General features: G+C 71.2%; 13 protein-coding genes. 5 read left to right on the top strand and 8 right to left on the bottom strand.

From position 1 onward, the window contains the following. Positions 1-34: 34 nt before the first annotated feature. From Ate02nite_RS17550 to Ate02nite_RS17535, 4 genes are all read right to left on the bottom strand, one after another. Positions 35-973, bottom strand: coding sequence for an RNA polymerase sigma-70 factor (locus tag Ate02nite_RS17550; RefSeq protein WP_203806673.1), 939 nt, complete (start codon positions 971-973; stop codon positions 35-37). Positions 974-977: 4 nt separating this feature from the next. Further along, positions 978-1,505, bottom strand: a complete 528-nt coding sequence (locus tag Ate02nite_RS17545) for a GrpB family protein (RefSeq protein WP_203806671.1) — start codon at positions 1,503-1,505, stop codon at positions 978-980. Then, complete coding sequence (locus tag Ate02nite_RS17540; RefSeq protein WP_203806669.1) at positions 1,502-2,278, bottom strand: class I SAM-dependent methyltransferase; 777 nt, start codon at positions 2,276-2,278, stop codon at positions 1,502-1,504. The genes Ate02nite_RS17545 and Ate02nite_RS17540 overlap by 4 nt, the downstream gene beginning before the upstream one ends. Before the next feature lie 86 nt (positions 2,279-2,364). Beyond that, the gene (locus Ate02nite_RS17535) at positions 2,365-3,774 is read right to left on the bottom strand and encodes a DHA2 family efflux MFS transporter permease subunit (protein WP_203806667.1); all 1,410 of its coding nucleotides are present in this window, start codon (positions 3,772-3,774) and stop codon (positions 2,365-2,367) included. Between the two features lie 77 nt (positions 3,775-3,851). Between Ate02nite_RS17535 and Ate02nite_RS17530 the strand changes: the two genes are divergently transcribed. Further along, the gene (locus Ate02nite_RS17530) at positions 3,852-4,403 is read left to right on the top strand and encodes a TetR/AcrR family transcriptional regulator (protein ID WP_203806665.1); all 552 of its coding nucleotides are present in this window, start codon (positions 3,852-3,854) and stop codon (positions 4,401-4,403) included. 8 nt (positions 4,404-4,411) lie between these two features. On the opposite strand, the gene folP is transcribed toward Ate02nite_RS17530, so the two are convergent. Next, complete coding sequence (folP, locus tag Ate02nite_RS17525; RefSeq protein WP_438871217.1) at positions 4,412-5,209, bottom strand: dihydropteroate synthase; 798 nt, start codon at positions 5,207-5,209, stop codon at positions 4,412-4,414. Positions 5,210-5,318: 109 nt separating this feature from the next. Here folP and Ate02nite_RS17520 point away from each other — a divergent pair, with 109 nt between their 5' ends. Continuing rightward, positions 5,319-6,275 (top strand): TIGR03557 family F420-dependent LLM class oxidoreductase, encoded by a 957-nt coding sequence (locus Ate02nite_RS17520; protein ID WP_203806661.1) that lies wholly within the window; start codon positions 5,319-5,321, stop codon positions 6,273-6,275. Here Ate02nite_RS17520 and Ate02nite_RS17515 read toward each other — a convergent pair. Further along, a complete protein-coding gene (locus tag Ate02nite_RS17515; protein ID WP_203806659.1) occupies positions 6,252-6,725 on the bottom strand; it encodes a MarR family winged helix-turn-helix transcriptional regulator in 474 nt (157 codons plus the stop codon). The genes Ate02nite_RS17520 and Ate02nite_RS17515 overlap by 24 nt on opposite strands. Positions 6,726-6,792: 67 nt before the next feature. Here Ate02nite_RS17515 and Ate02nite_RS17510 point away from each other — a divergent pair, with 67 nt between their 5' ends. Next, the gene (locus tag Ate02nite_RS17510; protein WP_203806657.1) at positions 6,793-7,458 is read left to right on the top strand and encodes an NAD(P)-dependent oxidoreductase; all 666 of its coding nucleotides are present in this window, start codon (positions 6,793-6,795) and stop codon (positions 7,456-7,458) included. Positions 7,459-7,465: 7 nt separating this feature from the next. On the opposite strand, the gene Ate02nite_RS17505 is transcribed toward Ate02nite_RS17510, so the two are convergent. Beyond that, positions 7,466-8,089: a CG0192-related protein gene (locus Ate02nite_RS17505; RefSeq protein WP_203806655.1), complete on the bottom strand. Its 624-nt coding sequence runs from the start codon at positions 8,087-8,089 to the stop codon at positions 7,466-7,468. Positions 8,090-8,212: 123 nt separating this feature from the next. On the opposite strand from Ate02nite_RS17505, the gene Ate02nite_RS17500 reads away from it, so the two are divergent. Further along, on the top strand, positions 8,213-9,886 hold the full coding sequence (locus tag Ate02nite_RS17500; RefSeq protein WP_239147483.1) for a putative bifunctional diguanylate cyclase/phosphodiesterase: 1,674 nt from the start codon (positions 8,213-8,215) through the stop codon (positions 9,884-9,886). On the opposite strand, the gene Ate02nite_RS17495 is transcribed toward Ate02nite_RS17500, so the two are convergent. After that, the gene (locus tag Ate02nite_RS17495; RefSeq protein WP_203806653.1) at positions 9,861-10,397 is read right to left on the bottom strand and encodes a TetR/AcrR family transcriptional regulator; all 537 of its coding nucleotides are present in this window, start codon (positions 10,395-10,397) and stop codon (positions 9,861-9,863) included. The two genes, Ate02nite_RS17500 and Ate02nite_RS17495, sit on opposite strands and share 26 nt — an antisense overlap. Before the next feature lie 77 nt (positions 10,398-10,474). Here Ate02nite_RS17495 and Ate02nite_RS17490 point away from each other — a divergent pair, with 77 nt between their 5' ends. Further along, a complete protein-coding gene (locus Ate02nite_RS17490) occupies positions 10,475-11,659 on the top strand; it encodes a thiolase family protein (protein ID WP_203806651.1) in 1,185 nt (394 codons plus the stop codon). The last annotated feature ends 3 nt before the right edge of the window (positions 11,660-11,662 follow it).

Raw genomic sequence — 11,662 nt, 5'->3', positions numbered from 1 at the left:
CCAAAATTCCTGACAGGTACGGCGGTGAGCCGGCTCACCAGTTCTCGGCGAGCGGCTCCCCGCCGGCGGCCCAGTGCCGAGCGAGCCGGCCGAGTTTGTCGGGGTTGGCCTGGATGTGCAGGCCGGCGATCCCGTCCGCGGTGACCTGCAGCGCGATCGCGGTGACGATCCGGTCGTCCACCGTGACCAGCAGCGCGGGCGCGCCGTTGACCTCGGCCGCGTGCATCGCGTAGCTGCCACCGTCGATGAACCGCTGGAACGTCGCGGGCCGGGAGATGCCGCGCAGCAGCCGGGCGATCGCGAGGGCCCCGACCAGCGGTGTGGTGCGGGCCGGCACCTGGCCGCCACCGTCGGCGATGCTGACGGCGTCGTCGGTCAGCAGCTTGACGAGCGGCTCGACGTCACCGCTCAGCGTCGCCGCCAGGAACTCCTCGACGATCTTCCGGGCCGCCGCGGCGTCGGTGTCCACCCGGGCCCGGCCGCCGGCCACGTGCTGCTTGGCCCGGTGGTGGATCTGCTGGCAGTTCGACTCGCTCAGCTCGAGGATCCCGGCGATCTCGGCGTGCGGGTAGCCGAAGGCCTCGCGCAGCACGTAGACCGCGCGCTCCTTCGGGCTCAGCCGCTCCAGCAGGGTCAGCACGGCGAACGAGACCGACTCGCGCTGCTCGGCCGTCTCGGCCGGCCCGAGCATCCGGTCCCCGGCCAGGACCGGCTCGGGCAGCCACTGCCCGACGTAGGTCTCGCGGCGGGCCCGGGCCGAGGTGAGCTGGTTGAGGCACACGTTGGTGAGGACCTTGGTCAGCCACGCCTCGGGCGTCTCGACCAGCCCGCGGTCGGCCGCCTGCCAGCGCAGGAAGGTGTCCTGCACGGCGTCCTCGGCGTCCCCGGCCGACCCGAGCAGGCGGTAGGCGATCGCTTCGAGGCGCCCCCGCGACCGCTCGAACAGATCGACATCCCGCGAACTGACCACCACGGCGTCACTGTAACGCGGCCCGGCGCAGCAATTCCTCGATGAACGGTGCCTTGCCCGATCGGTAGCGGGGACGGTCGCGGTCGTCCTCGGCGGCGAGGGCGGTCTTGATCCGGCCGTACTCCGCGGCGTCCTCCGGGTGCGTGCGCAGGTGGTCCCGGAAGGCGAGCAGCTGCGGCCACCGGTCCGAGGCGGTCTCGAAGATGTGCAGGTGGTGGGTGCGCCAGGCCGCGTCCGGAAAGCAGAACGACCACTTGCGAGCCGGCTCGTCGCCGGGCTCCGGAGCGTGCACCCAGCCGATGCCGGCCATCGCCCCGGCGATGTCGCCCGCGTCGCGATCAGGAATCCGGGCGAGCATGTCGATGATCGGTTTGGCCGCGAGCCCGGGGACCGAGGTGCTGCCGATGTGCTCCACCGGGCCGTCGACCCACCGGCGCAGCGCTTCCGCCACCCGCGGCCGCTGCTGCTCGAACGCGGCCGGCCAGCCCGGATCGTACGAAATGATCTTGATGGGGTCGTGCCGTTCCGTGGTCATCGGGTGGCGGTCACGATCATGCGATGGTGGGCGGCGGTCAGTGGCGTACCGTCCTCGCCGTGGCCCTGCACGCCGGTGAAACCGGCGGCCGTGAGCCAGTCGCGCAGCTCCGGGTAGGCGAACAGCCGCTTGAGGAAGGTCAGTTTCCGGACCCGGCCGTCGCGGATCACCGTGCGTTCCACCTCGAAGCGTGCGGTCAGCGGGTCGAGGTGGTGCCGGTCGACGAGCATGTCACCGTTGTCGCGGGCGACGGTGATCCGCGACGGCGTCCAGCCGGCCAGGAACTTCGCCAGGTTGTCGAGGTCCATCGCCAGCCGGCCGCCGGGCCGCAGCACCCGCGCGATCTCCCCCAGGACGACCCGGTTGGTGTCGTCGTCGAAGTATCCGAACGCGGTCGTCCAGTTGACCACCCGATCGAAGCGGCCGGTCCACTCCGGAAGCGCGCGCATGTCACCTCGGACGTACTCGACTTTGGTGCCGGCGGCTGCGGCCCGTTCCAGGAAGACCGCGGACGAGTCGAGGCCGGTGACCACGCAGCCGCGCGCGGCCAGGGCGTTGGCCAGGGTGCCGTGCCCGCAGGCGAGGTCGAGCACGGTCATGCCGGCTTCCAGACCAAGCAGCTGCCAGACGAGCTCGGCGGCCGGGTTGGTGTCGCTGTAGGCGGTCCCGACGAGCGGGCCGTGCGTCGGCCCACCGGCTCCGCTTCCGGGCGCGAAGAAATGCAGATAATCCTCGTCATACATCGATGCCGCGTCGAACAGATCCGCCGTCACGCCGCCACAGTAGGCGGCTCATGCAGGCCGGCAAACCGATTTCAGCGACGCAACCGCCGGGCGGTTGCGTCGCTGTTCGGGGCCGGTCAGCTGGCGCGGCGGGGGAGCCACAGCGCGGCTACCGCGCCGGCCGCGACGATCGCCGCGCCGACGAAGACCGCCGGGCGCAGGCCGTCGACGAAGGCCGTGTGGGTGGTGTAGCCGCCGTAGGAGCTGAAGACCGAGGCCAGGGTGGCCACGCCGACCGCCACGCCCAGCTCGCGGACCGTGTTGTTGGCGCCGGAGGCCACGCCGCGCTGCTGTTCGGAGACGCTGGCCAGGGCCATCGTGCTGATCGGGGCGAAGGTCAGGCCCATGCCGACGCCGGCCATCGCGAAGGCGATCACCAGGTCGGAGTAGCTGACCGTGGTGGTGCTGGCCAGGCCGATCCAGAGGATGGCGCCGGCCAGCAGCACCTGGCCGGCGACGATGAGGTTTCGCTGGCCCAGCCGGTCGCCGAAGATGCCGGCCAGCGGAGCCACCACCATCGGGGCCATCGTCCAGGGCAGGGTGCGCAGGCCCGAGTCGAGCGGGCTCAGGCCCTGGACCACCTGGAAGAACTGGGCGAGCAGGAACACCGCGCCGAAGGTGCCGGCCGAGAAGGTCAGGGTCACCAGGTTGACCAGGCTGAAGCCGCGTGAGCGGAACAGGCTCAGCGGCAGCATGGGCGTGGTGTTGCGGGACTGCCAGAACAGGAAGGCGATCACCAGGACCGCGCCGGTGATGAGCATGCCGAGGACCCGGGCGGAGGCCCAGCCGTGGTCGGGGCCGTCCACCACGCCCCAGATCAGCAGGAGCATGCCGGCCGCCGACAGGACCAGGCCGAGCGGGTCGAGGCGGCGGGCGCCGCCGCGGGACTCGTCCAGGACGGTGATGGCCAGGATTACCGCCACCACGCCGACGGGCACGTTCAGCCAGAAGATCCAGTGCCAGTCCAGGCCCTCGACCACCGCGCCGCCGACCACCGGGCCGACCGCGACGCCGAGGCCGCTGATGCCGCCCCAGATGCCCACCGCCGCGGTGCGCAGCCGGTCGGGGACGGCCTGGGCCAGCAGGGTCAGGGACAGGGGTGCGACAGCGGCGCCGCCCAGGCCCTGGATCGCCCGGGCCAGGGTCAGCTGCCAGCTCTCGCTGGCCAGGCCGGCCGCGGCCGAAGCCAGCGTGAAGACGGTGATGCCGGCGATGAACATCCGGCGCCGGCCGATCCGGTCGCCCAGGGCCGCGGCGGTGAGCAGGAACGCGGCGAACGGCAGCGTGTAGGCGTTGACGAACCACTGAAGGTCGGTGAGGGACGCGCCCAGGTCCTCGCGGATCACTGGCAGCGCGGTGCTCACCACCAGGTTGTCGAGGGTGACCATGAAGATCGGGATGCCGACGGCGGCGAGGACCGCCGCCAGCGGGCGCGGGCGGCGGGCGGGCCGAGAGGCCTGCGGGCGTACGGCGGTAGAGGTGGACATGCTGCGCTCCCCGGTAGTTGTTATCGACTGATAACTTCTGCGGACCACGTTAGTTATTGACTGATAACCTGTCAACCATGACCACCCGCACTCGTCTCACCGCGGAGGAACGGCACGAGCAACTCGTGACCGCTGCCGTCACCGCGTTCAGTCACGGCGGCTACGCCGGCACCACCACCGACCAGGTCGCGCGCCTGGCCGGCGTGTCCCAGCCGTACGTGATCCGGATCTTCCGCACCAAGCAGGAGCTGTTCATCGCGGCGGTGAACCACGCCGGCGCCCGGATCGAGGCGAAGTTCCGGGAAGCGGCCGCGGCCGAGCCGACGCTGGCTTCGCTCGGCGAGGCGTACGACGAGCTGCTGGCCGAGCGGGAGCTGATCGTCCTGCTGCTGCACGGCTTCACGGCTGCCGCCGACCCGGCCATCGGCGACCCGGTGCGGGCCTGCTTCGGCCTGCTCTACGACACCGTGCGCGAGGTGACCGGGGTCAGCTCAACCGAGGCCCGCGAGTTCTTCTCGATCGGCATGCTGCTCACCTGCCTGGGCGCGATGCACGTGGTCGGTCCCGACCCGGTGCCCCGCCAGCCGTGGATGGTCGACCTGATGGCCACCTGGGACCACAAGCACTAGGACCGGCCCTACACGTTGTGCCTGGTGTAGACGGGTGGGCGCCAGCCGAGCATGGCCTCGGTCATCCGGACGGCGTCCACCGTGGCCGCCACGTCGTGCACCCGCACGATCCGGGCGCCGCGGGTGATGCAGAAGACGACCGCGGCCAGGGTGCCGCTGAGTCGGTCGGTCTGGGCGGCGTCCAGGGTCTCGCCGATGAAGTCCTTGTTGCTCACCGCAGCCAGCAGCGGGTAGCCGACCGCGGCGATCTCGTCGAGCCGCCGGGTTACCTCCAGCGTCTGCAGCGTGTTCTTGTTCAGGTCGTGGCCCGGATCGATGATGAGCTGATCCGGGCGTACGCCGCGGGACAGCGCCAGCGCGACCCGCTCGCGCAGGAACCCGGCCACCTGGGCGGTCACGTCCGTGTACCGCGGGCTCGGCCACGGGGTGCGCGGCGGGGCCAGGCTGTGCGTGATCACCAGCTGGGCGTCGGTGCCGGCCACCGCGTCGGCCATCGCCGGGTCGCGCAGGCCGGACGTGTCGTTGATGACGCCGGCGCCGGCCTCGATCACCGCCCGGGCCACCTCCGGGCGGAAGGTGTCCACCGAGACCACCGCCAGATGGCGCGCCTCGGTCACTACCGGTAACACCCGGTCGATCTCCTCGGCCGCGCTGACCTCCGGCCCGGGCGCGAACGGCACCCCGCCGATGTCGATCCAGTCGGCCCCCTCGTCGGCCGCCTGCTTGACCCGCTCGAGGGCCTTCTCGAGCGCAAACGTGCTGCCCCGATCGTGGAACGAGTCCGGTGTCCGGTTCACGATCGCCATCACCGCGACCTGCCGCGCGAAGTCGAACTCGCGCCCGCCGATGATCCGTTTTTCCGCGTCGCCCACGATTCGCGAGGTTAACAGGCTGTGTTCCGGGCATGCCGAGGCCATGGAACTGGGATTCAAGCTGGCGGCGGAAGCGTTCGGGCCCAAGGAGCTGATCCGGCAGGCGGTGCGGGCCGAGGAGGCCGGGTTCGCGTTCGTCGAGATGAGCGACCACTACCACCCGTGGCTGGACGTGCAGGGTCACTCGCCGTTCGTCTGGAGCGTGCTGGGCGCGGTGGCCGCGCGGACGTCCCGGCTCGGGCTGGCGACCGGGGTCACGTGCCCTACCGTGCGTTACCACCCGGCGATCATCGCGCAGGCCGCGGCGACCCTGGCGATCATCTCCGATGATCGATTCACGCTGGGCGTCGGTTCCGGTGAGAGGCTCAACGAGCACGTGGTGGGTCGCGGTTTTCCGGCTGTACGGGAACGGCAGGCGCTGCTCGCCGAGGCGCTGGACATCATCAACCTGTTGTGGCAGGGCGGCTACCAGTCGTACGACGGAAAGTATTTGACGTTGGAGGACGCCCAGGTCTTCGATCTGCCGGACCGGCTGCCGCGGATCGCGGTGGCGGCCGGCGGGAAGCAGGCCGCGGAGCTGGCGGCCACGCACGGTTCCGGCCTGTTCGCCACCGAGCCCCGCGCCGACCTGGTCGAGGCCTTCACGAACGCGGGCGGCGACGGGCCGAAGTACGCGGAGATCCCGGTCGCGTGGGCGCCGAATGCCGACGACGCCGTGCGGGCCGCGCACGAGACGACCCGATGGGCGGTCACCGGCTGGAAGGTGATGTCCGAGCTGCCCAACCCGGTCAACTTCGAGGCGGCCAGCGCGACCGTCCGGCCCGAGGACGTCCGGGAACAGTTCGTCGTCGGGCCGGATCCGCAGCCGTACCTCGAGGCGATCCGCAAGCACCAGGACGCCGGTTACGACCACATCGCGTTGATGAACTGCGGTCCCGACATGGACGGCTTCCTCGATTTCGCGGCCAAGGAACTTCTACAACTCTCGGGTCGCCCGTAGTCCTACGTCGGCCGCGCGTTGTAGAAAATCGATGATCGTTGCCAGCTGCTCGGGGCTGTAGCCGGCGCAGATGTCGTCCATCTCCGCGTTCGGGCCGGCGTAGAGGGCGCGCACCTCGCCGCCGCGCTCGCGGTGCACGACGATCACCGTGGCCCGGCGATCCGCCGGGTCGCGGTCGCGGGCCACCCAGCCGGCCTTCTCCAGGCGGTCGAGGATGCCGGTCATCGTGGCCGGATGCACCCCGGCCAGCTTCGCCAGCGCGCCCGGACTGATCGGGCCGTGCAGGTTGAGCAGGTTGAGGCAGTCGTAGTCGACGTCGCGCAGCCCCAGCTTGCCGCTGACCTGGTGGTTCAGCTGCGCGATCCGGAGCGTGGTCTCGCGCAGGGCCTGCTTGACCCCGTTGGTGAGCCGGCGGCGGTCACGCGCGTCGGAAGATGGTACGGATTCCATATAGTACGAACCCCAAAGGAGATGTTATGGTTTTCATAGTAACTGACTGACGTGGGGGAGGAACGGCATGAGGCTCACCATTGTCGCTGCCACCGGGGGAATCGGGCGGCAACTACTGCTGCAGGCCGTCGACGCGGGGCACGACGTGACCGCCGTGGCACGCAGCCCGGAGAAGATCACCGCACCGGTGCGTACGGCTTATGCCGATCTCGCGCACCCCGACCTGCCGGCCCTGACCGAGGCGATCAAGGGCTCCGACGCCGTGCTGTCCGGGCTCGGTGCCCGCACCACGTCCGAGGCCGGGGTCGCCACCCGGGGCACCGCCGCGCTGATCGAGGCGGCCCGGCGGGTCGGCGTCCGGCGCCTGATCGTGGTGAGCGCGGCGCCGATCGGGACGCTGCCGTCCCCGGCCCGGCCGCATCCGCCGCGACACGACCCGGGTGACGGCTTCTTCATGCGCCACCTCGGGGTTCCGTTCACCCATCGAATGTTCCGCGAGCACTACGCCGACCTGGCCGAGATGGAGGACGCGGTGCGCGCGAGCGGTCTGGACTGGACGATCAGCCGCCCGCCGCGACTTACCGACAAGCCGCTGAGCGGGCGGTACCGGACGGCGGTGGACCGCAACGTGCGCGGCGGCCTCACCGCCTCCCGCGCCGACGTGGCCCACCAGATGCTCGCCTGCCTGGAGCAGCCCGAGACGATCGGGCACACGATAGGCGTCGCCAAGTAAAGCCAGCTCAGTGGAGCTCAGCTAGAACTGTCGGCGAGGAGTTCCCTTCCCAGGTGCCGGAGAGATATAGAACTCCGTCGGCCGGCTCGGAGCTGAGCACGCGGCGCAGTTCTAGCCGTACCTCCTCGGTCACCACCACCGCCGGATCCCCCTCCTCCAGCCGGACCGGAGGCCCCACCGGGGCCGACGTCCGGTCCTGGCCGCTACCGCGTACGCGCATGTTGGGTTCGCGGCGCTGCGGGCCGTCCTGGGTCTCCACCAGCTCTTCGGCCTGTTCGCCGCCGGTGCGGATCGTCGCCGTCAGCACCGACAGGTAGACCGGGTCGGCGACCGCGTCATAGACCCAGCGGGTGCCGAGCACCGAATGCTCCATGGTGCCGATCAGGTGCTGCTCGGCGTCCTCGAGCGCGGCGCCCCGGTAGGTGAGCGGCACGTGGACCAGGGGGCCGTCCTCGGCCCGGACCACGATCATCTCGAGCCCGACCTCGCCGGCCGGGTCGTCGAACCGGCACGCGCCGACCCGCTGGAGGTCCTTGACGTACTCGCCGGGGTACCAGTGGCGGCTGGAAAGCCAGGTCGTGAGCAACTCGAGCTTGGTCGGAGTGAGAGTGGCCTGGTGGATTGTCGCCATGGGCGGACTCTAAGCGATCGAGCGGGCACGCGCTGGCGCGCCCCGTCCGTGTGACCAACCGGCATTAATGAATTCTTCATTGCGTAACCGATCTTGTCCCCGCTGCTGACGTACTGTTTCCGCGTGCCGAACGCACCTGTGCTCGGTGACCTCGCCACCCCGGTGACCGTCGTCGCCGCGGACGTCGGCGTCGGTGCGATCGAGGCCATGATCAGGGCCGATCCGGACTGCCTCGGCCTGGTCGCCGACGACGGCGGCACCCTGTACGTACTCGACCGCGCCTACCTGGAAGCCGTCCTCGCCGGACGGCTCGGCTACGGCCGGGCGCTGCTGTTCCGCCGCCCGGCCCGGGCCGTCCTGCGCCGCCCGGCCCTGGTGCTGCCGGAGGGCACCGCCTGGGTCGACGCGGCCCGGGCCGTGCTGGCCCGCCCCAACTCGGCCAAGCCCAACCCGGTCGTCGTCCAGTTCGACGACGGCCGGCTCGGCATCGCCCCGGTCGGCCCCCTTGTAGAACACCTGAGCCGGCGTTATGAAACTCTCGCCCAGCAGGACGTCCTCACCGGCCTCGGCAACCGGCGCCGGCTCACCGAGGTGGCCGGCGCGGCCCTGGCCGGCTCCGACCGCCCGGTCGCGCTGATGCTGCTCGACCTGGACCGGTTCAAGGAGATCAACGACGAGCTCGGCCACACCCGCGGCGACGAGCTGCTGCGCCGGGTCGCGTCGGTGCTCGCCGCCGCGCCCGAGTTCGCCGAGGTGTTCCGGCTCGGCGGTGACGAGTTCGTGCTGCTGCTGGACGACCCGGCCGACGACCTGGAAAACCTAGGCCGCCGCCTGCTGCACGACATCCAGGGCCCGTTCACCGTGGCCGGCGTCCCGATCACCGTCGAGGCGTCGCTCGGCATCGCCCGCACCACCCCCGGCCACCGCGACCTGGCCGAACTCCTGGCCGGCGCGGACACCGCGATGTACGCCGCCAAACGCCACCGCACCGCCGTCGAACGATGGCGCCCCGAGTTGGCCGCCGGCACCGACCTGCGCCTGCAGGCCGAACTGCGCACCGCCATCGACCAGGGCGAGTTGGTGCTGCACTATCAGCCGCTTGTCGACGCCCGCACCGGCGCCGTCGTCTCGCTGGAGGCCCTGGTCCGCTGGGACCACCCCCGGCACGGCCTGCTGAGCCCGGCCGCGTTCCTGCCCGGCGCCGAACGCTCCGAGGTCATCCAGGCCCTCACCGACCGCGTGCTGAGCGAGGCGATCGCCCAGACCGCCCGCTGGCACCGAACCGGCTGGCCGGTCCCGGTCGCGGTCAACCTGCCGGCGCCGGTGCTGGCCCAGGACCGCATCGTCGGCGTGATCGAGGGCCTGCTCACCGAGCACCGCCTGCCGGCCGACGCTCTGATAGTCGAGATAACCGAGAGCGCCGTGATGACCCGCCCCGACCGAAGCGCCGACCACCTGCGAAAAATCCGAGAGCTGGGCGTACGGGTGGCCATGGACGACTTCGGCACGGGTTACACGTCACTCGCGTTGCTGACCCAGCTCCCGCTGGACGAGCTGAAACTGGACCAGACCTTCGTGCACGGCATCCACCACGCCCGGGAGCGGGCCATCGTGGAGGCGGTAGCGGCGATGGCCAAGGGCCTGCACCTGACCCTGGTGGCGGAGGGCGTGGAGGACCAGGAGACAGCCGACATCCTGACCGCGGCCGGCTTCGACGTCCTGCAGGGCTACCACTTCGGACGCCCGGTCCCACCGGATCGCCTCGACGTGGCTACACCAGCTCGCGTGCCCAGCTGACGGCCACCTCGGGATCGCTGCCGGTGGCGGCGTAGAGGGCGTCGATCAGCAACCACAGGCGGTCGGCGACCAGCGGGGGCTTTCCCAGGTCGCGGACCAGGTCGTCGATCTGGTGGCGGGTGTCTCGCAGATAAGCGCGGGCCACCCGGGCCGGGTCGTCGTCGGCGGTGGGGAACTCGGTCAGGTAGTTGCGGAAGGCGCAACCCCGATAGTCACCCCGGCGGGTCCAGGCGGCTACCTCGGCCACCAGGGCCACCAGCTGGGCGGCAGGGTCGGACGCTTCGGCGACGGCGGCGCCCGCGGAGCGGTCGCGCTCGGTGCGCACCTGCTCCAGGTACGCCGCGGCCAGGGCGGCCTTGCTGGGGAAATGGCGGTAGAGCATGTGTTTTCCGCAGGCCGCGGCCTCGATCACCTGGGCCATGCCGACCGCGCGGACGCCGTGTGTGTAGAACAGCGCGGTCGCGGTGGACAGGATGCGGTCGCGGCCGGTCGGGTCCGCTGGGCGTGGCATGAGTGACGAGTTTAACGGACCGATCAGTCCGGCAGGCGTTTAGTATCGGACCGGTCGGTCCGACAAAGGAGAAAGCCATGCGGGACGCGGTCATCGTCGATGCGGTACGCACTCCGATCGCCAAAGGCAAACCCGGCGGCGCCTATCACCAGGTGCATCCGGTCGACCTGCACGCGTACGTCCTCCGGGCGCTCGCCGAGCGCAACCACCTCGACCCGGCCGAGATCGACGACGTCATCGGGGGCACGGTCGGTCAGGTGGGGGAGCAGAGCACCAACGCCACCCGTCTCGCCGTACTCGCCGCGGGTTTTCCGGAATCTGTTCCGGGAGTGACCGTCGACCGGCAGTGCGGCAGCAGCCAGCAGGCCCTCAGCTTCGCCGCGCAGGGCGTGGTCGCGGGGGCCTACGACGTCGTGATCGCGTCCGGGGCCGAGTCGATGTCGCGGGTGCCGATCGGCAGTTCCGCCCTGGTCGGTGGGGTGCGCGCGGACGTGGGCGGGCCGGCCGTCGCGCGCCGCTACCCGGGCGGGCTGATCCCGCAGGGCATCAGCGCCGAGCTGATCGCCGCGAAGTGGGGGCTCAGCCGCACCCAGCTCGACGAGTTCTCGGCGACCAGCCATCAGCGGGCCGCCGAGGCGTGGAAGCTCGGCCACTTCGACGCGCAGATCACCCCGGTCACCGACCTGGCCACCGACGAGACGATCCGGCCGGGCACCGACGCCGCCGTCCTCGCCGGACTGCGGCCGGCCTTCGCGGATCCGCGCTGGACCGAGCGGTTCGGCGAGATCGACTGGAAGGTCACGGCCGGTAACTCCAGCCCGGTCAACGACGGGGCGGCGGGGCTGCTGGTCACCACCGGGGAGATCGCGCGGCGGCACGGGTGGCGGCCGCGGGCCCGCATCCACACCGTCGCGGTCACCGGCGACGACCCGGTCATGATGCTCACCGGGATCATCCCGGCCACCGCGAAAGTCCTGGCCAAGGCCGGTCTGGCGATCGGTGACATCGACGCGTTCGAGGTCAACGAGGCCTTCGCGTCGGTGGTGCTGGCCTGGCAGGCCGAGACCGGGGCGGACCTCGCCAAGGTCAACGTGGACGGCGGGGCGATCGCCATCGGTCACCCGCTCGGCGCCAGCGGGGCCCGGCTCGCCACCACCCTGCTGGGAGTTCTGGAACGCACCGGCGGGCGTTATGGATTGCAGACCATGTGCGAGGCAGGCGGCACCGCCAACGCGACCATCATCGAGCGCTTGGAGTTCTAGGAC

This window comes from Paractinoplanes tereljensis (genome assembly GCF_016862435.1).
GTDB lineage: Bacteria > Actinomycetota > Actinomycetes > Mycobacteriales > Micromonosporaceae > Actinoplanes > Actinoplanes tereljensis.
Note: the sequence above shows the minus strand (reverse complement) of the source record. Positions and strands in the feature narration are given on the sequence as shown.

Coding starts and splice junctions, on each gene's coding strand:
- Ate02nite_RS17545 (WP_203806671.1), bottom strand. CDS start 1,505: ATGACCACGGAACGGCACGACCCCATCAAGATCATTTCGTACGATCCG.
- Ate02nite_RS17535 (WP_203806667.1), bottom strand. CDS start 3,774: ATGTCCACCTCTACCGCCGTACGCCCGCAGGCCTCTCGGCCCGCCCGC.
- Ate02nite_RS17530 (WP_203806665.1), top strand. CDS start 3,852: ATGACCACCCGCACTCGTCTCACCGCGGAGGAACGGCACGAGCAACTC.
- folP (WP_438871217.1), bottom strand. CDS start 5,209: ATGGCGATCGTGAACCGGACACCGGACTCGTTCCACGATCGGGGCAGC.
- Ate02nite_RS17520 (WP_203806661.1), top strand. CDS start 5,319: ATGGAACTGGGATTCAAGCTGGCGGCGGAAGCGTTCGGGCCCAAGGAG.
- Ate02nite_RS17515 (WP_203806659.1), bottom strand. CDS start 6,725: ATGGAATCCGTACCATCTTCCGACGCGCGTGACCGCCGCCGGCTCACC.
- Ate02nite_RS17510 (WP_203806657.1), top strand. CDS start 6,793: ATGAGGCTCACCATTGTCGCTGCCACCGGGGGAATCGGGCGGCAACTA.
- Ate02nite_RS17505 (WP_203806655.1), bottom strand. CDS start 8,089: ATGGCGACAATCCACCAGGCCACTCTCACTCCGACCAAGCTCGAGTTG.
- Ate02nite_RS17495 (WP_203806653.1), bottom strand. CDS start 10,397: ATGCCACGCCCAGCGGACCCGACCGGCCGCGACCGCATCCTGTCCACC.
- Ate02nite_RS17490 (WP_203806651.1), top strand. CDS start 10,475: ATGCGGGACGCGGTCATCGTCGATGCGGTACGCACTCCGATCGCCAAA.